Genomic DNA, 20,368 nt, shown 5'->3' on the forward strand with positions numbered 1-20,368 from the left:
GAAAGCGATTACAGATGGAACTGAAAGATGTAAAAAACATAACCTTTCCTAAACCTTCGTTAGAAGAGTGGAAAGAAGCTACAGAAGTCAGTTTAAAAGGTAAAAGTGTTGAAAAATTAAAAACATATACATATGAGGGTATTACTTTAAATCCACTCTATACAGAAAAGGAGGATTCAGCAGCAAAAACAGCAGAATTACCGGGATTTTTTCCATTTACTCGCGGAATTACTCCGACAGGTTATTATGAACAACCTTGGCTTGTCGTTCAGCCTGTAAGCGGTATCACAGCAGATGAGGCAAATGAAAAGATGCAAGCGGCATTTAAGCGCGGTCAAAATGTCGTTGCATACCCGGCTCGTTTACTTGCTGAGGGGGCAAGAATTGAAAAATTGTTTAATAATATCCCGTTAAAGGAACTCCCAGTGTTCATTGACCTTAAGGGGAAACAAAAAGAATTTTTCCCACAAATCAAAGCTGTTGCGGATCTGCAAAAAGCCCAGTTGAAAGGTGTGCTGGCAGAGGATCCAATTGCAGAATGGCTTATTGGTGGTCAGCTCCCAGAAGATACAGACCAATATTTTGCTGAATGGATAAAAACAGTTCAAGATTATCAAAAAGTTGGACCAAATTTAAAGACAGTTCTGGTTAATACTGCTGTATTCCATAATGGCGGGGCCAATGCTGTTCAAGAGATTGCTTACGGATTGGCTGTAGCTGTCCAATATGTATTGGAAGGTCAAAAACAAGGGCTTTCTATATCTGAGATTACAGAAAAAATCGTATTTTCTTTTGCAGTTGACTCCAATTACTTTATGTCAATTGCGAAGCTGAGAGCGGCTAGGCGACTTTGGGCTGGTCTTGCTGAAGCCTTTGATACAGCTCCACATCATTTTAAAATGGCAATACACGCTGTAACGTCCGAATTGACAGAAACCCTATATGATCAGCACGTCAACATTCTTCGTACCACCAATCAAGCTTTTGCTGCTGCGATTGGAGGAATTCAATATTTGCAAATTCATCCATTTAATCATGCATTCGGGGAATCTGATGATTTTTCAGAAAGAATCGCACGAAATACACACTTGATATTAAAAGAAGAAACGAATATTACGACAGTGGTCGATCCTGCAGGCGGTTCTTGGTATGTAGAGCAATTGACGGATGAACTGGCTGAAAAAGCGTGGATGAAGTTCCTTGAAATCGATACAGCTGGTGGAATTTTTGAAGCAATTAAGCACGGCTCCTTACAGGCAGATTTAGTTGAAGTTTACCAAGGAAGAATTCAAAATGCTGCGTTAAGAAAAGAAAGTATTATCGGAACGAATGTATATCCGAATCCCGCAGATAAGATCAAAACTCCAACACAAGAAAAACAGGTGTCATATATGGTTGTAGAGAAGCCAGTGGAGATTACACCAATTACGTTGGAGCGCATTTCAGTCCAATTCGAACAGTTAAGATTACGGAGTGAAACTTTTAAACAACGTAGTGGAGAAGCCCCGAAAATCGGATTAATTAATTTAAAAGAACTTAAATCCTACAAACCTCGTGCTGATTTTGTTAAGGGGCTAGTTGCAGCAGGGGGCATTGAAACAGTAGAAAGTGCAGGCTGTCAATCAATCCAGGATGCAGTCGATTACGTAGCATCAACAAATCTTCCCATCTATTGTGTTTGTGGCAGTGATAATGAATACTCGGAATTAGCAAAAACGACAATCAAAGAAATTAAAAAGCAGTTCCCTGAAATTAATCTTTATATAGCCGGTAAGCAGACAGAAGAATTGGAAATCTCACTAAGTGAAGCCGGAGTTAAAGAATTTATCCATGTTAAAACGAATGCTGTAGCAATTTTGATAGAATTACTACAAGCGCTAGGGGTGAACTAAGATGAAAAAACCGAATTTTTCTACCATAAATCCTGCTAAGGCTGAGATAAAAGGAACGGTTGAAGCATGGAGAAAAGAAGCCGAGATAGCAGTTGAACAAAATATTGACGACCTTTTGTTTGAAACGAATGAACAAATAAGGGTTAAACCGCTTTATGTCAAAGAAGATAATCACAAGTTGGAGCATATGGAAAGTGTGCCAGGTATTGCTCCGTTTACAAGAGGGCCATATCCTTCCATGTACGTTAATCGCCCTTGGACCGTCCGGCAGTATGCAGGCTTTTCGACAGCTGAGGAATCCAATGCGTTTTACCGACGTAATCTAGCGATGGGGCAAAAGGGTCTCTCAGTTGCCTTCGATTTAGCTACTCACCGTGGCTATGACTCAGACCATCCGCGTGTTGTCGGTGATGTTGGAAAAGCGGGAGTTGCAATTGACTCCATTCTTGATATGAAAATCTTGTTCGACGGAATTCCGCTTGATCAAATGTCAGTATCGATGACGATGAATGGTGCGGTATTACCTATTCTGGCTTTTTATATTGTGACAGCTGAAGAGCAAGGGGTTACACAGGATAAACTTTCAGGTACGATTCAAAATGACATTTTAAAGGAATATATGGTTCGGAATACGTATATCTATCCACCTGAGATGTCGATGAAAATTATAGCTGATATTTTTGAGTATACATCCAAATATATGCCTAAATTTAATTCGATCTCCATTTCCGGTTATCATTTGCAAGAAGCAGGTGCTCCGGCGGACATCGAGCTCGCCTATACGTTGGCTGATGGACTTGAGTATGCACGTACAGGAATGAAAGCCGGAATCGATATCGATAAATTTGCACCACGTCTTTCATTCTTCTGGGCTGTAGGAATGAACTACTTCATGGAAGTAGCGAAAATGAGGGCGGGCCGTTTTATTTGGTCAAAACTAATGAAACAATTTGAACCGAAAAATAAAAAAGCAATGGCATTGAGAACCCATTCTCAAACCTCAGGATGGAGCCTTTCTGAGCAGGATCCGTTTAACAATGTCGCACGGACTTTGATTGAAGCACATGCGGCTGCACTTGGTCATACACAATCCCTGCATACGAACGCATTAGATGAGGCGATTGCCTTGCCAACTGATTTCTCGGCTCGTATTGCTCGTAATACACAGCTTTATCTGCAGGAGGAAACAGGAATTACAAAGGTTATTGATCCATGGGCGGGTTCATATTACGTTGAGTCGCTCACTAATGAATTAATTGAACGGGCTTGGGCTCATATCGAAGAAATCGAAGGGCTTGGCGGGATGGCTAAGGCAATTGAAACTGGTCTTCCAAAAATGAGAATCGAAGAAGCGGCAGCGAAACGTCAGGCTAAAATTGACTCTCAAGATGAAACAATCGTTGGCGTCAATAAATATCGTCTGAAAAAAGAAGATCCGATTGAAATACTGGAAATTGATAATACGGCAGTTCGCGAAAGTCAGCTAAAGCGTTTGAGCGAATTAAAAGCGAACCGTGATCAGGCTATGGTCGATGAAGCTCTTCAAGCGCTAACTCTGGCTGCTAGAACAGGTGAAGGCAACATGCTTGAATTAGCTGTGCAGGCTACCCGCGTACGGGCTTCGCTTGGTGAAATTTCTGATGCTATCGAAGACGTGGCTGGACGTCACAAAGCAACAATCCGTTCTATCAGTGGTGTATATAGCTCTGCTTATTCAAAAGAAGCAGAGATTGAGGAAGTCGTCCAAATGACAGAAGAATTCCTTGAAAATGAAGGAAGAAGACCACGGTTACTGATGGCTAAAATGGGTCAGGACGGACATGACCGTGGAGCGAAAGTAGTCGGAACAGGTTTTGCTGATTTAGGCTATGATGTTGATATAGGACCGCTATTTCAAACGCCAGAAGAAACTGCGCTTCAAGCCGTTGAAAATGATGTTCATGTTGTCGGTATGAGTTCGCTTGCTGCCGGCCATAAAACATTGTTGCCACAGCTGATGTCAGAATTAAAAAAATTAGGTCGTGAAGATATTATTGTCATCGTCGGCGGTGTTATTCCTGCGCAGGATTATGATTATTTAATGCAAAATGGTGCTTCTGCCATTTTTGGTCCTGGTACAGTCATTCCTCAGGCAGCGAAAAAAGTGCTTCAGGAAATATACAATCGCCTCGGATATGAGGAAGTGGCGCAGTAATGAGTGAAGACAAGAAGCCGGAATGGGTCGATCTCAACAATCAGGAAGGTTTTGCTTCTTCATTAAAGCCAGGTGTGGAATTAGCAGCCAGCCATAATAAAGCTTCGAAAAACAAATTCGTCAAAAAGCACAATGTAAAGATTTCGATCCCTGAACTTAAAGAAGGTATCATAAAAGGCGAAAGAGCAAAGCTTGCTAAAGGGATTACACTGGTAGAAAGTAATGCTCCCCACCACTTTGATTTGGCACAAGAATTATTGCATTCTATTTTGCCTCATACAGGGAACTCGCTTCGCATCGGGATATCTGGCGTACCGGGTGCCGGAAAGAGTACATTTATCGAGACGTTTGGTAACTATTTATGTGATAGGGGTTATATGGTGGCAGTCCTGGCTGTCGATCCGAGTTCCTCAATCAATGGAGGAAGTATACTTGGGGACAAGACGAGGATGGAGGAGCTTGCACGAAATCCTCGTGCCTTCATCAGGCCATCCCCATCGGAAGGAACCTTGGGCGGGGTTCACCGTAAAACGAGGGAAACGATGTTGCTCTGTGAGGCGGCAGGATTTGATGTCATATTGATAGAAACAGTAGGTGTTGGTCAGAGTGAAGCAATTGTCCGGAGCATGGTCGACTTTTTCATGTTGCTTGTCCTTACAGGTGCAGGGGATGAATTACAGGGCATGAAAAAAGGGATTATGGAACTTGTAGATGGAATTGTGGTCAATAAAGCAGATGGTGAGAACATTCCGCTTGCGATTAGAACAAAGTCAGAATACAGTAGAATTTTGCATTTCCTTCAGCCTGCAACCAAAGGATGGGCAGGAAAAGCATACACTTGTTCTTCAGTAACTGGTAAAGGGATTCCCGAGCTTTGGGATGTGCTACAGGAGTTCTCTGATACAACGAATGAGTCAGGTGTTTTTCAAGAGCGGAGAAGGATGCAATCTAAAGAATGGTTATATTCATTAATTGATCACCAACTCAAAACGATGTTCTATAAAAATGAAACCGTTAAAGGTCTGCTTCCTGTGCTCGAAAACCAGGTAATGTCCGGGAATAAAACCGTTACTACTGCTGTTCAGCAAGCATTTCAATCTTTCACGGATACTTTTAAGTCAAATTAAAAAAGAAAAGGATGGGGCATAAATGCTACGCATAATGCCCCATCCTTTTGTAGATGAAATTATCTTGTTGTAAACTATATGATTCCCGCTTCTTTTTCGTTTAAACATGTTAGTTCTGTGCTTTCTGTTGTTTTACAAGGTAAATATATTGAATCAAGATGAGGCAATTGTTATGATAGGATTGAAGAGAAAACTTGGAAGGAGCACATACTATGAATATGGATTTCAATTTTTTAATGAACGACGTGGTCAAACAAGCTCGCGATGAGATTAAGACTGCTGGATATACAGAACTGACTACCCCTGAGGAAGTAGAAGAAGTTTTTGCACAAAAAGGAACGACTCTTGTTATGGTCAACTCTGTTTGTGGATGTGCAGGAGGGATTGCTAGACCGGCTGCAGCTCATGCCATTCATAATGATAAGCGCCCTGATCAGCTTGTAACTGTTTTTGCTGGTCAAGATAAAGAAGCAACGGAGAAGGCCCGTGATTATTTCGAAGGTTATCCACCGTCTTCACCATCATTTGCTCTACTGAAGGATGGAAAAATCATTACGATGATAGAACGTCATGAAATCGAAGGGCATCATCCAATGTCTGTTGTCGAAAAATTGCAAGATTACTTCGATCAATATTGCGAAGAAGTGTAAGTTACTTTTTTGTAAGCTAACTTACAAGGATGAAATCCGCCAATTTGGCGGGTTTTTTTATTCATTATTCTGCATAATTAAGGAACTTTTAGGATAAAAGATAGATAAGGCAAACAGATATGCTTTAAATGAAGTAAATGTATGAAAAATAAAATTAGTTATGAGAATATTCTAAAAAATAAATCTATTTTTAACGTTATTGAATAATTACTAGAGTGTGTTAAAATACATATTAGTGTATGAATATTAGTTAATCAAATTAATTAATAATTTAACAAAAACTAAATTTAATACCAAGAGAATTGAAAATATCATTTTGGAGGAATAATAATGAAGTTGAAAAAGCAGTTAGCATTGTTGCTTACTTCTGTTTTATTAGTAGGTATTTTAGCAGCATGCGGAACATCAGAGAAAAAAGATACTAACACAGCTGATAATAAAGACAAAAAAGTTCTAGTAATGGGAACCTCTGCGGATTATCCGCCTTTTGAATATGTTGAAACTTCGAAAAGCGATGAAATAAAAGGATTTGACATTGATATCGCTAAGGCCATCGGTAAAAAATTAGGTTATGAGGTTGAAGTGAAGGATATTGACTTTAATAGCCTTGTACCGGCACTTGAAAATAAATCAATCGATTTTGTTATCTCTGGAATGACTCCGACAGCTAAACGTGAGCAATCAGTCGATTTTAGTGACATTTACTATACAGCTAAAAACATGATTGTTACGACAAAAGACAGTAAGATTAAAACCGTTGAAGATTTAAAAGGGAAAACGGTAGGCGTACAGCTTGCGTCCATCCAAGAGACATTGGCAACTGACTTGAATAAAAATAAAGATATCGGGATGAAAGTTGAAAAACGAAATAGGATTCCAGAAGTTGTTCAAGAAATGTCTTCAGGACGTTTTGATGCAGTAATAATGGAAGATACTGTGGCTAAGGGCTATTTAAAGGACAATAAAGATTTAGTAGGCTATGTGATCGAGTCTGGTGAAGAGGATGCTGGTTCAGCAATTGCTTTCCAAAAAGGGAGCAAGTTAACAGAAGAATTTAATACTGAATTGAAAAAAATGCTAGAAAATGGTGAAATGGAAAAATTAATACTAAAATGGTTTGGCGGCAGCGAAACTGAATAATACAGAGAGATGAAAAGCGTTCAGAAGCATTTAGTATGCCTTCTGAACGTTTTTCCGCGCTTTATTGTTTTTGAAAATGAAGCAAGAAGGGCCTAGGTACTGGCCTTCATAAGAGAGGATGAATGGAGTGAATCTGGATTTTGAGACGATTAGGCCGTCCCTTCCATATATTATGGAGGGAATACCGACTACTTTAAAGGTTGTAGCGGTTGCGGCTGTCATCGGTTTTATATTGGGGATATTATTATCAATACTGAAAATCAGTAGAATTAAGCCATTAAATTGGATTGCTGACTTTTATACATCGATTTTCCGCGGTACACCATTAGTCCTGCAATTGATGCTTATTTATTTTGGTTCACCACAAATATTAGGAATTCAAATCGAAGCATTTCAAGCAGCATTCTTAGCTTTCGGCTTAAACTCTGCCGCATATATCTCAGAGATAATCAGGGGAGGTATATTAGCGGTTGATAAAGGTCAGCGTGAGGCTGCGCTTGCACTTGGGGTGCCCTATTCTAGCATGATGCTTAACATTATTCTGCCGCAGGCGATCAAGAATATCTTGCCATCTCTTGTGAACGAATTGATTTCTTTAACAAAGGAATCTGCAGTTGTTACAATTATTGGATTAGGAGATATTATGCGCCGTTCTTATATTGTCGGCGGTGAGACATATAAATTCTTCGAGCCGATTTTATTTGCCGGTCTCATTTATTATGTGATGGTAATGGTTCTTACCATCTTAGGCAAAGTAATTGAAAGGAGAATGAGACGCAGTGATTAAAATTGATAAACTAAAAAAAAATTATGGTAAGCTCGAAGTATTAAAGGGGATTAGCACCGAGATAGGACAGGGTGAAGTGTTAGCGATTATCGGTCCTTCTGGTTCAGGAAAATCAACTTTCTTACGATGTATCAATATGCTTGAGACACCAACTGATGGCCAAATTTGGTTTAAGGATCAAAGTATTACTGAAAAAAAGACCAACATAATGAAAGTCCGTGAAAATGTAGGGATGGTATTTCAGCATTTTCATTTATTCCCTCATAAAACCGTGCTAGAGAATTTGACATACGCGCCTATGAAGGTGAAAAAATTATCGAAGGCAGAAGCGGTAAATCAAGCTCGTGAGCTTTTGAAAAAAGTCGGGTTGGCTGATAAAGAATCGTCTTATCCTAACCGTCTATCCGGTGGACAAAAACAAAGGGTCGCTATTGCTCGCGCATTGGCGATGAACCCGGAAGTAATGCTTTTTGATGAGCCTACTTCAGCACTTGATCCTGAGATGGTAAAAGAAGTACTCGACGTTATGAAGTCGCTTGCTCATACAGGGATGACTATGCTGATTGTAACGCATGAAATGGGGTTTGCTAAAGAAGTGGCCGATCGTGTACTTTTCTTAGACGAAGGCCTGCTTGTTGAAGAAAGTGCTCCTGAAGAGTTCTTTTCCAATCCGAAAAGTCAGCGTGCAAAAGACTTTTTAGAAAAAGTTTTATAAGCCAAAGTATTCGTATATAATTATAAAAAAAGGTAACTTTTGGTTACCTTTTTTATTTTATCCATATAATGTATTTTTGAGAAAATGTATTTTTAAAAATTGAAAATTTTCGTTCTAAGGACTGTAAAATTATCTGAATTGCTGATAGTATTATAATAGATAGTGAAAGAGCCAGGTGATACATAACAATGTTTAAAATCGGATACAGAACGATTAAAACTGCTTTGGGGGCAACCTTGGCAATTATTATTGCACAAATGCTTAACCTGGATCATTTTTCGGCAGCGGGAATCATTACGATTTTATGCATACAAGTTACAAAAAAGAAATCGGTGTATGCCTCCTGGCATCGATTTTTGGCTTGTATAATCGCAATGGTTTATTCCACCCTATTGTTTCAGTTTATTGCCTTCCATCCATTGATAATAGGATTGATTCTTTTGATTTTCATTCCAACTACAGTTGCTTTGAAGATTAATGAAGGGATTGTAACGAGCAGCGTCATTATCATGCATCTATATGGGTCGGGTGACATTTCTTTTGCTCTTCTGATTAATGAAACGATATTAATCGCCGTAGGAGTAGGGGTAGCGCTTGTCATGAATCTGTACATGCCTAGTCTTGATGAGAAACTGCTTGCCTATCAGGAAAAAATTGAAACTAATTTTAGTGCGATTTTGATGGGGATTGTTCGCTATTTACGGGATAATGATCACACCTGGGATGGAAAGGAAATTACAGAAACAGCTAATCTTCTTAATCAAGCAAAAAGCCTTGCTTTCCGAGACGTTGAAAATCATTTTTTAAGGGAAGAAGACCTTTATTACCATTATTTCAAGATGCGTGAAAAGCAATTTGAAATAATTGAGCGGATTCTTCCTTTAGTTACAAATATTCCTCTGATAGTTAAGCAAAGCGGGATAGTGGCTGATTTTATAGAAGATCTTGCAGAAAATGTTCACCCGCAAAATACAGCCATACTTTATCTGAAGAAGCTTGAAGAAATGGAGATATTTTTTAGGGGAATGGAACTTCCGCTAACCCGAGAAGAGTTTGAATCAAGGGCCGCGTTACTGCAGCTCATGAAGGAAATGGAGCGCTACTTATTGCTTAAGCATTCCTTCAAGGGATTACCTAAGCCGACCAATAATCGAATGAAAAAGAGGCACTTGGCTTAAACTAAGCAAAAAAGTAAAGGAATTGATAGAAATGAAATGCATCCTTTCTTTATTGCTTATCCTGTCTATGTTGCCACTTCAGGTACAGGCTCAACCTGTTAAGACCGGTGACCCGTTTATAATCATCAATAAAGCTAACAACAAATTGGCCTTTATCGATGATAACGCGGTTCAGGAGATACTACCGGTCGGCACAGGAAAGAGTCAAGAATTGACACCTGAAGGATTATTTACGGTTAAGGTCAAAGCGGTTAATCCCTATTATCGAAAAAAGAATATTCCGGGTGGCGACCCTAGGAATCCACTTGGATCAAGGTGGATTGGATTTGACGCACGAAATACCGATGGCAGAATTTATGGGATACATGGTACAAATCAACCTGCATCAGTTGGAAAATATATTTCAAATGGCTGCGTACGAATGCATAAATCCGATGTAGAGCGTTTGTATGAAAAAGTCCCGATTGGATCAAAGGTGTTAATTACTATATCAAACGAGGATTTTAAAACATTGGCAAAAAAATATGGAGCCATTAAATAAAGAAGAGGGAAGCTTTTGGCTCCCCTCTCCCTTCCGGATATCTATTACAAAAGAAATGCGATACCTGATAATAAGGTCGTTAATATCATCGAGATAAGCATTAAATACACAACGATCTTTCTTATTTTTTTATTTCTCATTATGCTCTCTCCTCAAAACAGTTTGATTAATATTATTTTAACTTGAACATTTAGTAGAAACAAGCAAAAGTATAATGTTCTCATTATTCCGAAAGTTAAAGGCTTTTTCAACCAGATTAGTAGAATTTTAATAGAGGTGTCTAATAGTACATAGCAAAAGGGGTTTATTTGAATGATTAAAAATATCGATCATATCGGCATAGCTGTTAAGTCACTTGATGAAGCTTTGCCGCTTTACACTGATACGCTAAAGTTGGAGCTCGAAGGAATTGAGACAGTAGAAAGCCAAGGCGTTAAAGTGGCCTTTATCTTAGCAGGAAATACTCGTTTAGAGTTGTTGGAAGCGTTGTCACCAGAAAGCCCAATTGCCAAATTTATCGAAAAACGCGGTGAAGGTATTCATCACGTTGCCCTAGGTGTAGAACATATCGAAGATCGGATTAAAGAAATTAAAGAATCAGGCATTCGGATGATTGATGATACCTCAAGAAAAGGAGCGCACCATGCTGATGTTGCTTTCGTTCACCCTAAATCAACAGCGGGTGTATTATATGAGCTTTGTGAAAGAGCTGAATCAAAGGAGGAGCAGAAATGACAGATATATATGAAACAATTAATGACTTGTACGACAGACGCCGGAAAGTAGAACTAGGTGGCGGTGAAGAAAGAATCGATAAGCAGCATGAGAAGGGTAAACTTACAGCAAGGGAAAGAATTGAACTTTTAGTGGACCCAGGCACGTTCATTGAACTAAATCCTTTTATCAAACACCGTAATACTAATTTTGGTATGGAAAAGGCAGAAGGGCCAGGAGAAGGGGTTGTCACTGGTTACGGAAAAGTCAATGGGCGCGATATTTATTTGTTCTCACAAGACTTTACCGTATTTGGTGGAGCACTAGGGGAAATGCATGCTCTGAAAATTGCCAATGTTATGGATTTGGCAGCAGAAAATGGAGCCCCGTTCATTGGTTTAAACGATTCTGGTGGAGCGCGTATTCAAGAAGGAGTAGTTTCTCTGGACGGATATGGTCAGATTTTCTATCGTAACTCTATATATTCAGGGGTTATTCCACAAATTTCTGTTATTATGGGGCCTTGTGCTGGTGGAGCAGTATATTCTCCAGCGATAACGGACTTCGTCTTCATGGTTGAAAAAACGAGTCAGATGTTCATTACAGGACCAAAAGTTATTGAAACGGTTACAGGCGAAAAGATTTCATCTGAAGGATTAGGTGGGGCAACAGTACATAACACAATAAGTGGCAATGCTCATTTCAAGGGAGCTTCAGAGGAACAAGTTTTAGAGGATGTTAGACGTCTTCTAAGTTATCTGCCACAAAACAATGAAGAAAAGCCACCAGTTTTGGAGGCAGACGATGAAGATGACTACCGTCCAGACTTAACGGATGTTGTTCCATATGAAGGGATTCGTCCATATGATGTTCGTAAAGTATTGGAGCAAGTTGTCGATGATGGTTCGTTCATGGAAGTACAAGCTGGATTTGCGAAAAACATTGTGGTCGGTCTGGCACGTATTAAAGGAAAAGTGGTGGGACTTGTCTGTAACCAGCCAAAAGTATTAGCAGGAGGGCTGGATATTGATTCATCTGATAAAGCTGCCCGTTTTATTCGTTTCTGTGATTCGTTTAACATTCCATTAATTACGTTTGAAGACGTTTCTGGCTTCTTTCCTGGTGTTAAACAAGAACACGGTGGCATAATTCGTCACGGAGCAAAGCTGCTATATGCGTATTCTGAAGCAACAGTGCCAAAATTGACAATCATTCTCCGTAAAGCATACGGCGGCGCCTACGTGGCTCTTAATAGTAAATCAATCGGTGCGGACCTTACGTTTGCATGGCCTAATGCTGAAATTGCGGTTATGGGATCTGCTGGAGCAGCGAATATCATTTTTGCCCGTGAAATTCAAAATAGTGAAGACCCGGAAGCAACTCGTGCAGATAAAATTGAAGAATACCGTGAGAAATTTGCCAATCCATATGTAGCTGCAAGTCTTGGGATGGTAGATGACGTTATTGATCCTCGAGAAACCAGGATCAAGATTATTCAATCTCTTGAAATGCTACGCAACAAAAAAGAAACTCGACCATGGAAAAAACACGGAAATATTCCGTTGTGATTCTAACTTGTAAGGAGCCCAAAACAAATCTGTTTTGGGCTTCTTTTTGGCGAAGTTAAGTATGAAGTAGTAAATAACTTATCATAGATCCGTGTCCTCCTCTGCATTCGATAGTTCAATTTGATCTATCGACATGTAAGAAGACACAAACAATTTTAATGAAGGCTCTTTTTTCGGATTATTTGCCGGGTTACCACTTTTAGAAGTATACTTAAAGAGGAAAACTTTTTTGGAGGTTTTATTTTATGATTAATGAAGAACGTTTGGTTAGCGAATTTATGGAATTAGTACAAATTGATTCTGAAACAAAAAATGAAGCCGCAATTGCCAAAGTGTTGAAAGAAAAATTCACGGCACTTGGTGTAAATGTTTTTGAAGATGATACAACGGCAGTTACTGGCCATGGGGCAGGTAATTTAGTTTGTACTCTAAAAGGTACCAAAGAGGGCGTAGATACCATTTATTTCACGTCTCATATGGATACGGTTGTGCCTGGGAACGGAATCAAGCCTTCCATTAAAGATGGATACATAGTGTCAGACGGAACGACTATTTTAGGAGCGGATGACAAAGCTGGATTAGCGGTTATGTTAGAAACGCTTAAAGTGATTAAAGAACAGAATATCGAACATGGAACGATTGAATTCATTATTACTGTTGGTGAAGAATCAGGGTTAGTTGGGGCAAAAGCACTAGATCGCTCTCTTGTGACGGCCAAATTTGGTTTTGCACTCGATAGTGATGGAAAAGTAGGAAATGTTGTGGTTGCCGCACCTACTCAGGCTAAAGTTTCAGCTGTAATTTTAGGTAAGACAGCTCATGCTGGTGTTGCTCCTGAAAAAGGCGTTTCAGCGATTACGATTGCTGCCAAGGCAATTTCAAGAATGCCCCTAGGCCGTATCGATGATGAAACAACAGCCAACATCGGACGTTTCCAAGGCGGACAGCAAACCAATATTGTTTGCGACCATGTTGAAATCTTAGCAGAAGCAAGGTCCTTAATTCCTGAAAAAATGGAAAAACAGGTAGCAAGAATGAAAGAGGCATTCGAGACCGCAGCCATCGAAATGGGTGGACGGGCCGAAGTAGAGGTCAACGTCATGTATCCTGGCTTTAAATATGGAGCTGGTGATCATGTAGTCGAAATCGCGAGAAAAGCAGCAGAGAATATCGGACGTCCATGCGAGTTAGTTAAAAGTGGCGGTGGAAGTGATGCGAATGTGATTGCAGGATTTGGAATTCCTACTGTCAATCTAGCTGTAGGCTATGAAGATATTCATACTACGAATGAGAGAATTCCTGTTGAAGAATTAACGAAGCTTGCTGAAATGGTAGTCAGTATCATTAAGGAAGTTGCTGGGGAATAGTAATCACGCTTAAAACCATTGATTGAAATAAATCAGGTGCTATTTCCAGGTAAACCTGAGTCGGACATGCATGAACAGAGATGGGGATTGCGATAAGGACAGATGGCCTGTCCATAGGACTTGTTGTGCAAGCAGCTCGATGAAATACTTGTTTTACAGACTTACCTAATGAACAAATCGGTTTATTAGGCAATCAAAAAACTGGATATATGCAGGGGGTTGCCAGAATAGGTAACCTTTTGATTACAATCATTGATTCGCAAATATTCGTATCATCTCTAGAAGGCGTTCAAGTATTGCAGGAATATATCTACAGTCATCAATAATATGATGGCTGTTTTTCTTGGAGTAGAAGTATCATTTCACTTTGGTTACCAAGGATAAATATGGGTACCTTAAAAGAAATAGAAATAGTTATTTTTAATTGACCCTATTATACGGTATTTTTTCTTGTACAAGGATGTGACGGTCACATGAAGGACATGTATCCCAAAAATGGCAGGGTCATTCTCCATGTAGACATGAATAGTTTCTATGCTTCAGTGGAAATGTCCTATGATGTTTCATTGAAAGGTAAGCCGCTTGCCATAGCCGGTAATGTAGAGGAAAGAAGAGGCATCATCGTCACGTGCAGCTATGAAGCAAGAAAATTCGGCGTTAAAACGACTATGCCTATTTGGCAGGCGAAAAAACTTTGCCCTCAATTAATTATTCGGAAACCGAATTTTGAACGTTATCGAAAAGCATCACTGGCTATTTTTGAGGTATTGCGACAATATACAGAGATGGTTGAACCGGTTTCCATCGATGAAGGGTATCTGGATATTAGCGAATGCGTCGAATTAGGTTCGCCTCTAGAAATTGCCAAAAGCATTCAGGAAAGAATTTATAAAACGATGGACCTTCCTTGTAGCATCGGCATTGCCCCTAATAAATTTTTGGCCAAAACTGCCTCTGATATGAAAAAGCCAATGGGCATCACCGTGTTAAGGAAAAGAGATATTTCTAAGAAGCTTTGGCCTTTACAAGTGGGCGAAATGCATGGCATCGGCAGTAAGACATCGGAAAAACTTCACTCCATCGGTATTATGACAATAGGGGACCTTGCTCATGCTCACGATAGGCAACTGAAGCAACTGCTTGGAATCAATGGCGCCCGTTTAAAGGATAGAGCAAATGGTATCGATCCTCGGGTTGTTGATCCGGAAGCCATTTTTGATCATAAAAGCATTGGAAATTCGACAACTCTCCCACATGATTCTACTAATCAAAAGGAACTGATTGGGATATTGGAAAAGCTTTCAGAAAAGGTTGCTGTCCGATTAAAAAATAAACGTCTGCTTGGTCAGAAAATTGGTGTGACGATCCGCTATAAAGACCGTCGCACCATTACCAGAAGTAGAACAGTTCCTAATCCAGTTTTTGAAAAAGCGGATATTTTGAATAGAGCTGTTGACCTGTTTTTGAAAAATTGGAATGGGGAAGGAATTAGGCTTCTTGGTGTTACTGCGTATGATGTTATTGAAAAAGAATCGGCCTTCAAACAGCTTGATATATTTTCCTTTCAAGAAGACGCCGAAAAAGAACCTTTGTACGAAGCGATGGAACACTTGCAAAATAAGTACGGAGAAAATATTATTAAAAAGGGATTATCCTTGAAAAACCGTTCGATCGGAACAGACACAAGCTTCAGCAAAGATTTCTTTGAACAATCAAGGAGGAAGAATCCTTCTGATGACAAAGATTAGCTTATAAGTTGTGTAAAGATATAGAGAAGGGAAAGATAACCATGAAAAAACAACAGATTGGCGTTATCGGACTAGCCGTAATGGGTAAGAATCTTGCATTTAATATTGAAAGCAGAGGATATTCAATTTCCGTCTATAATCGCTCAGGATCAAAAACAGACGAAATGATGAATGAAGCAGAAGGTAAAAATGTATTTGCAGCGTATACCCTAGAAGAATTCGTGAATTCTCTGGAAACACCTCGCAAAATTTTATTGATGGTTAAAGCTGGTGCTGCAACTGATGCTACAATCGAACAATTAAAACCACTGCTTGAAAAAGGCGATATCGTCATTGATGGTGGAAATACGTTCTTTAAGGACACTCAGCGCCGTAACGAGGAATTAAGCCAGCTAGGTATTCATTTCATCGGTACGGGTGTCTCAGGAGGGGAAGAAGGAGCTTTAACAGGTCCTTCAATCATGCCTGGCGGTCAAAAAGAAGCATATGAACTTGTTGCACCAATTTTGAAGGATATTTCGGCTAAAGTAGATGGCGATGCTTGCTGTACATATATCGGACCAGATGGAGCCGGACATTATGTTAAGATGGTGCATAATGGAATTGAATATGGAGACATGCAGTTGATTTCCGAATCTTATTTCCTTTTGAAAAACCTTCTTGGTCTGACTGCTGAAGAATTCCATGAAGTGTTTACAGAATGGAATAAAGGAGAGCTTGATAGCTATTTAATCGAAATTACTGCTGATATTTTCAAAAAATATGATGATGAAACCGGCAAGCCAATGGTCGATATCATTTTAGATAAAGCAGGCCAAAAAGGAACAGGGAAATGGACAAGCCAAAGTGCCCTTGACCTTGGGGTTCCGCTTCCAATCATCACGGAATCTGTATTTGCGCGGTTTATCTCAGCAATCAAGGAAGAGCGTGTAGAAGCGAGCAAAATCCTTCGTGGACCAAAAGCTGAGTCATTTACTGGTGATAAAAAGGCATTGATTGAAAGTATTCGGAAAGCTCTTTATATGAGTAAAATTTGTTCATATGCACAAGGCTTTGCCCAAATGAAGGCAGCATCCGAAGAAAATAACTGGGATCTCCAATATGGAGAAATCGCAATGATCTTCCGTGGGGGCTGTATCATTCGTGCACAATTCCTACAAAAAATCAAAGAAGCGTACGATCGTAAAGCGAACTTGAACAATCTGCTTCTTGATCCTTATTTCCAAGGTATTGTCGAAAGCTATCAAGGTGCTTTACGTGAGGTAGTATCTACAGCAGTTATGAATGGAATTCCTGTTCCATGCTTGTCATCTGCACTTGCTTATTTTGACAGTTATCGTACAGAAACGCTACCAGCAAACCTGATTCAAGCTCAACGCGACTATTTTGGTGCACATACGTATCAACGTATCGATAAAGAAGGAACTTTCCATACAGAATGGATGGAAAAATAAATGAAAGTAGCCGGCTTAAAAAGGGAGATTTCCTTTTTAAGTCGGTTTTTTTGGCCTTTTAACGCCAATGCAGTTTGGTCACTTTGCCATTTAAGCCACTTCCTCCTCACATAGAACATGAAAAGGGGTGTACGAATTAAAGCATGTGGAGGAAATATGGTGAATAAAATTTTTATATATTGGCTGGAGAAAGGATAAAATGGTAATGTTATACTGGTAATAAATAGGGCCTTTGCATTTTCTTTTTTGATAAAAAACATAGTATTATATATGTCATTCAATCTTGTTCTTTAGGTTTAAACACCTGCAATATAAGGAATGGTTAGTAAAGTCTAATGAAGATCGAAGGATACAGTATGACGTTAAGAGAGAGAGAAGGAGCGGGTAACTGTGTATATCATTTGGGTGGCTTTAGCTATAATGTTATTTTTTATTGCCTTTGAATTTGGTGTATCATTTTGGCTTAATTCAGAAACAGATAAAGAAATGTCGAAATCCAAGGAAATGATTCATACTATCCGAGCGAAATTAGTCAGGAAGAGTGCCTCATGAATAGAGAAGAGGATGCAGATTCACTGCATCCTCTTTATTATTTAATTAATCATTTTTCTTTTCTGATTTCTCGATTTGCCACCAAATATGTCCATCTTCGGCTAGAAGCTCATCGGATGCAAGGGGGCCTGTCGATCCTGCTTCATAATTAGGGAACGATTCTTCTTTAGTATTTTCCCATGCATTAGAAATGGTGTCGACAAACTTCCATGAAAGGGCCACTTCGTCCCAGTGTGTGAAGTTTGTAGCATCTCCACGCATGCTGTCAAACAATAGCTTCTCATAGGCTTCAGGAGAGTTAATATGTTCAATTCCTTTGTTGGAGACGGTAAGCTTCACAGGCTTCGTATTCGACGTTGTCCCAGATTTTTTAACATTTAAGTATAGAGTGATTCCTTCATCAGGCTGGATATGAATAACCAGAAGATTCGGGTTCAAGGTTTCTTCCGTTTTATAATACAGATTCATTGGAATATCTTTAAATTGGACGACAATTTTTGTTGATTTTACATCCATTCTCTTACCTGTTCGGATATAAAAGGGAACACCGGCCCAACGGAAGTTATCAATCATCAATTTACCTGCAACATAGGTTTCTGTGTTGGAATCTGGATTTACGTTCAATTCATCGCGATAAGCCGAAAGTGTTTGTGCGCCTACTTTACCGCTGCCATATTGACCACGGACAAAGTATTGATTGACTTCTTCCACTTTCATTGGCCGTAGCGAACGCAGTGCTCGTACCTTTTCGCTACGCACCTCTTCTGTTGTCAAAGCAATCGGAGGTTCCATAGCAAGTAGGGCAACCATCTGCAGCAGATGGTTTTGGACCATATCTCTAAGGGCACCGCTGGTTTCATAGTAACGACCCCGTTCTTCAACCCCTAGCGTTTCGCTTGATGTAACTTGAATGTTAGAAATATAGCGGTTATTCCAAAGCGGTTCAAAGAGAGCATTGGAAAAACGAATGACTTCAATATTCTGAACCATTTCTTTTCCTAGGTAATGATCGATTCGATAGATTTCATCTTCCGCGAAAGCGGTACGAATTTGCTCATTCAATATTTGTGCTGTTTCGAAACTGTGTCCAAACGGCTTTTCTATGACAAGACGCTTATAGCCAGTCGTATCAGTTAAGCCTTGTGCTTTAATCTGCTCGGCAATTGTCCCGAAAAACTCCGGTGCCATCGCTAAATAAAAGATTCTATTACCTTCTAATTGATACTGTCCGTCTAAATTTTCAGCAAAACCTTTTAACTGCAAATACGATTCAGAGCTCGTTACATCATGAGAATGATAATGGAAATGGGAAATGAATTCATCGACTCTTTCTTCCGCATGTCCGAACGTAAGGATGGATTCTTTAACACTTGATTGAAACTCCTCGGTGGACAATGGTCTTCTTGCTACACCAACGACCGCAAATTTGTTGATTTTCTGTTTTTGAAATAGTCGATATATGGAAGGAAACAGTTTCCGTTTCGCTAAATCTCCGGTAGCACCAAAAATCATGATTAATGCTGTGGGTTTATTGTTTTCTGTCATGTTAAAACCTCAACTTTCCGTTAATTCCGTCGTATGAAGTTGGAATTTCTGTATATGTACCAATTTCTAATTTTACGGTTAGCTTACCCTCAAAGCAATCAATTTGCGCATTTTTTCTCATATTTCATGAAAAGATTAAAATGGCTCTAGTTTTAAAAGAGTCATAAATGAAAGAGCACCTTTGTTATGCTATAGTTAAATTATAAAGTTTTTGCAACGGAGGTAGGAATGTGGATTTTGTTTTATTAGGTACAGGCGCTGGTGTTCCGGCAAAAGCGCGTAATGTGACGGCAATCGCTCTTCAATTATTGGAAGAACGAGGAACGGTTTGGTTATTCGATTGTGGGGAAGCAACACAGCATCAAATTTTAAAAACGGCAGTTAAACCGCGTAAAATAGAAAAAATTTTTATTACCCATTTACATGGTGACCATATCTTTGGGCTTCCTGGTTTGTTAAGTAGCAGGTCTTTTCAGGGCGGGGTAGAAAAATTGACTGTGTATGGCCCAAAGGGTATTGATGCCTATATTACGACAAGCTTACAAGTCAGTGGCACTCATTTAAAATATCCATTAGAAATTATTGAAATAGAGGAAGGCATAGTGTTTGAGGACGAGCAGTTTACAGTGACTGCTTTGTCTCTTGATCACGGTATTTATAGTGTCGGTTACCGAATTGTAGAGAAAGACCGTCCAGGAAGCTTACTTGTAGATCAGTTGCTTCAGGAAGGTGTGAAGCCGGGACCTCTTTTTAAAGCGTTGAAAAACGGTGAAATGGTCCGACTCGATGATGGTCGCGTCTTGAATGGAAAAGATTATCTTGGTGATCCTCAAAAAGGTCGGATAATCACAGTTCTTGGTGATACAAGAGTATGCAGTAATGCCCTTATTCTTGCTGAATCTGCGGATTTTCTTGTTCATGAAGCTACCTTTTCGGCAGAAGAAACTGAAATGGCATCGGCCTATTTTCATTCGACCACCGTGCAGGCTGCAGAAACGGCGATGAAAGCAGGAGCTAAGCAGCTAATTCTTACTCATATTAGTTCTCGCTATACTCTCGAGGATTCGGAACGGCTAAAAGAGGAAAGTAAGGCAATTTTCGCAAACACGATAATGGCAGAAGATTTAATGGCGATTAAAATTCCCTTATATGTAGAGGAATAGAGAAGCTGAAATCAAAGCGATTGTTTGATATAA

The 20,368-nt window shown here is 39.6% G+C and carries 18 protein-coding genes; 16 read left to right on the plus strand and 2 right to left on the minus strand.

All coding sequences use genetic code 11. The features are described from left to right. The first annotated feature begins 14 nt into the window (after positions 1 to 14). From JFU24_RS25600 to JFU24_RS25640, 9 genes are all read left to right on the plus strand, one after another. Positions 15 to 1,892: a methylmalonyl-CoA mutase family protein gene (locus JFU24_RS25600; RefSeq protein WP_201250683.1), complete on the plus strand. Its 1,878-nt coding sequence runs from the start codon at positions 15 to 17 to the stop codon at positions 1,890 to 1,892. Between the two features lies 1 nt (position 1,893). Beyond that, positions 1,894 to 4,086: a methylmalonyl-CoA mutase gene (scpA, locus tag JFU24_RS25605; protein ID WP_053346892.1), complete on the plus strand. Its 2,193-nt coding sequence runs from the start codon at positions 1,894 to 1,896 to the stop codon at positions 4,084 to 4,086. Next, positions 4,086 to 5,213 carry a methylmalonyl Co-A mutase-associated GTPase MeaB gene (gene meaB / locus JFU24_RS25610; protein ID WP_201185739.1) on the plus strand — a complete coding sequence of 376 codons (1,128 nt, stop codon included), beginning with the start codon at positions 4,086 to 4,088 and terminating at the stop codon, positions 5,211 to 5,213. Before scpA ends, meaB begins: the two co-directional genes overlap by 1 nt. Before the next feature lie 212 nt (positions 5,214 to 5,425). Continuing rightward, entirely contained in the window at positions 5,426 to 5,863 is a 438-nt protein-coding gene (locus tag JFU24_RS25615) for a BrxA/BrxB family bacilliredoxin (RefSeq protein WP_034308239.1), read from the plus strand. A 336-nt stretch (positions 5,864 to 6,199) separates the two neighbouring features. Then, the gene (locus JFU24_RS25620) at positions 6,200 to 7,003 is read left to right on the plus strand and encodes a transporter substrate-binding domain-containing protein (protein ID WP_180320477.1); all 804 of its coding nucleotides are present in this window, start codon (positions 6,200 to 6,202) and stop codon (positions 7,001 to 7,003) included. A 127-nt stretch (positions 7,004 to 7,130) separates the two neighbouring features. Next, complete coding sequence (locus JFU24_RS25625; protein ID WP_053346889.1) at positions 7,131 to 7,790, plus strand: amino acid ABC transporter permease; 660 nt, start codon at positions 7,131 to 7,133, stop codon at positions 7,788 to 7,790. Beyond that, a complete protein-coding gene (locus tag JFU24_RS25630) occupies positions 7,783 to 8,505 on the plus strand; it encodes an amino acid ABC transporter ATP-binding protein (RefSeq protein ID WP_201185737.1) in 723 nt (240 codons plus the stop codon). Before JFU24_RS25625 ends, JFU24_RS25630 begins: the two co-directional genes overlap by 8 nt. A gap of 188 nt (positions 8,506 to 8,693) precedes the next feature. Continuing rightward, positions 8,694 to 9,683: an aromatic acid exporter family protein gene (locus JFU24_RS25635; RefSeq protein ID WP_201185735.1), complete on the plus strand. Its 990-nt coding sequence runs from the start codon at positions 8,694 to 8,696 to the stop codon at positions 9,681 to 9,683. Between the two features lie 31 nt (positions 9,684 to 9,714). Further along, a complete protein-coding gene (locus tag JFU24_RS25640; RefSeq protein ID WP_201185733.1) occupies positions 9,715 to 10,224 on the plus strand; it encodes a L,D-transpeptidase in 510 nt (169 codons plus the stop codon). Positions 10,225 to 10,268: 44 nt separating this feature from the next. Here JFU24_RS25640 and prli42 read toward each other — a convergent pair whose 3' ends face one another. Further along, positions 10,269 to 10,364, minus strand: a complete 96-nt coding sequence (prli42, locus tag JFU24_RS30880) for a stressosome-associated protein Prli42 (protein WP_152952297.1) — start codon at positions 10,362 to 10,364, stop codon at positions 10,269 to 10,271. A gap of 172 nt (positions 10,365 to 10,536) precedes the next feature. Between prli42 and mce the strand changes: the two genes are divergently transcribed. The 6 genes from mce to JFU24_RS25675 all read left to right on the plus strand — a co-directional run bounded on the left by mce (position 10,537) and on the right by JFU24_RS25675 (position 17,627). Then, positions 10,537 to 10,959 carry a methylmalonyl-CoA epimerase gene (gene mce / locus JFU24_RS25650; RefSeq protein WP_201185731.1) on the plus strand — a complete coding sequence of 141 codons (423 nt, stop codon included), beginning with the start codon at positions 10,537 to 10,539 and terminating at the stop codon, positions 10,957 to 10,959. Next, complete coding sequence (locus JFU24_RS25655) at positions 10,956 to 12,506, plus strand: acyl-CoA carboxylase subunit beta (protein WP_201223722.1); 1,551 nt, start codon at positions 10,956 to 10,958, stop codon at positions 12,504 to 12,506. The genes mce and JFU24_RS25655 overlap by 4 nt, the downstream gene beginning before the upstream one ends. 245 nt (positions 12,507 to 12,751) lie before the next feature. Then, a complete protein-coding gene (locus JFU24_RS25660) occupies positions 12,752 to 13,873 on the plus strand; it encodes a tripeptidase T (RefSeq protein WP_053346883.1) in 1,122 nt (373 codons plus the stop codon). Between the two features lie 473 nt (positions 13,874 to 14,346). Then, entirely contained in the window at positions 14,347 to 15,621 is a 1,275-nt protein-coding gene (locus JFU24_RS25665) for a DNA polymerase IV (protein ID WP_053346882.1), read from the plus strand. A 41-nt stretch (positions 15,622 to 15,662) separates the two neighbouring features. Then, the gene (gene gndA / locus JFU24_RS25670; protein ID WP_201223723.1) at positions 15,663 to 17,075 is read left to right on the plus strand and encodes an NADP-dependent phosphogluconate dehydrogenase; all 1,413 of its coding nucleotides are present in this window, start codon (positions 15,663 to 15,665) and stop codon (positions 17,073 to 17,075) included. Positions 17,076 to 17,465: 390 nt separating this feature from the next. Then, positions 17,466 to 17,627: a hypothetical protein gene (locus JFU24_RS25675; protein WP_201185724.1), complete on the plus strand. Its 162-nt coding sequence runs from the start codon at positions 17,466 to 17,468 to the stop codon at positions 17,625 to 17,627. A gap of 45 nt (positions 17,628 to 17,672) precedes the next feature. Here JFU24_RS25675 and zwf read toward each other — a convergent pair whose 3' ends face one another. Further along, complete coding sequence (zwf, locus tag JFU24_RS25680; protein ID WP_053346880.1) at positions 17,673 to 19,172, minus strand: glucose-6-phosphate dehydrogenase; 1,500 nt, start codon at positions 19,170 to 19,172, stop codon at positions 17,673 to 17,675. A gap of 230 nt (positions 19,173 to 19,402) precedes the next feature. Between zwf and rnz the strand changes: the two genes are divergently transcribed. Continuing rightward, positions 19,403 to 20,335, plus strand: coding sequence for a ribonuclease Z (gene rnz / locus JFU24_RS25685; RefSeq protein ID WP_201185723.1), 933 nt, complete (start codon positions 19,403 to 19,405; stop codon positions 20,333 to 20,335). The last annotated feature ends 33 nt before the right edge of the window (positions 20,336 to 20,368 follow it).

Origin of the sequence: Peribacillus sp. TH27 (assembly GCF_016650915.1) — a bacterium.
Lineage (GTDB): Bacteria > Bacillota > Bacilli > Bacillales > DSM-1321 > Peribacillus > Peribacillus butanolivorans.

Excerpts from the sequence above, each read along its gene's own strand:
- JFU24_RS25600 (WP_201250683.1), top strand. The coding sequence starts at position 15 with ATGGAACTGAAAGATGTAAAAAACATAACCTTTCCTAAACCTTCGTTA.
- scpA (WP_053346892.1), top strand. The coding sequence starts at position 1,894 with ATGAAAAAACCGAATTTTTCTACCATAAATCCTGCTAAGGCTGAGATA.
- meaB (WP_201185739.1), top strand. The coding sequence starts at position 4,086 with ATGAGTGAAGACAAGAAGCCGGAATGGGTCGATCTCAACAATCAGGAA.
- JFU24_RS25615 (WP_034308239.1), top strand. The coding sequence starts at position 5,426 with ATGAATATGGATTTCAATTTTTTAATGAACGACGTGGTCAAACAAGCT.
- JFU24_RS25635 (WP_201185735.1), top strand. The coding sequence starts at position 8,694 with ATGTTTAAAATCGGATACAGAACGATTAAAACTGCTTTGGGGGCAACC.
- JFU24_RS25640 (WP_201185733.1), top strand. The coding sequence starts at position 9,715 with ATGAAATGCATCCTTTCTTTATTGCTTATCCTGTCTATGTTGCCACTT.
- prli42 (WP_152952297.1), bottom strand. The coding sequence starts at position 10,364 with ATGAGAAATAAAAAAATAAGAAAGATCGTTGTGTATTTAATGCTTATC.
- mce (WP_201185731.1), top strand. The coding sequence starts at position 10,537 with ATGATTAAAAATATCGATCATATCGGCATAGCTGTTAAGTCACTTGAT.
- JFU24_RS25655 (WP_201223722.1), top strand. The coding sequence starts at position 10,956 with ATGACAGATATATATGAAACAATTAATGACTTGTACGACAGACGCCGG.
- JFU24_RS25660 (WP_053346883.1), top strand. The coding sequence starts at position 12,752 with ATGATTAATGAAGAACGTTTGGTTAGCGAATTTATGGAATTAGTACAA.
- JFU24_RS25665 (WP_053346882.1), top strand. The coding sequence starts at position 14,347 with ATGAAGGACATGTATCCCAAAAATGGCAGGGTCATTCTCCATGTAGAC.
- gndA (WP_201223723.1), top strand. The coding sequence starts at position 15,663 with ATGAAAAAACAACAGATTGGCGTTATCGGACTAGCCGTAATGGGTAAG.
- zwf (WP_053346880.1), bottom strand. The coding sequence starts at position 19,172 with ATGACAGAAAACAATAAACCCACAGCATTAATCATGATTTTTGGTGCT.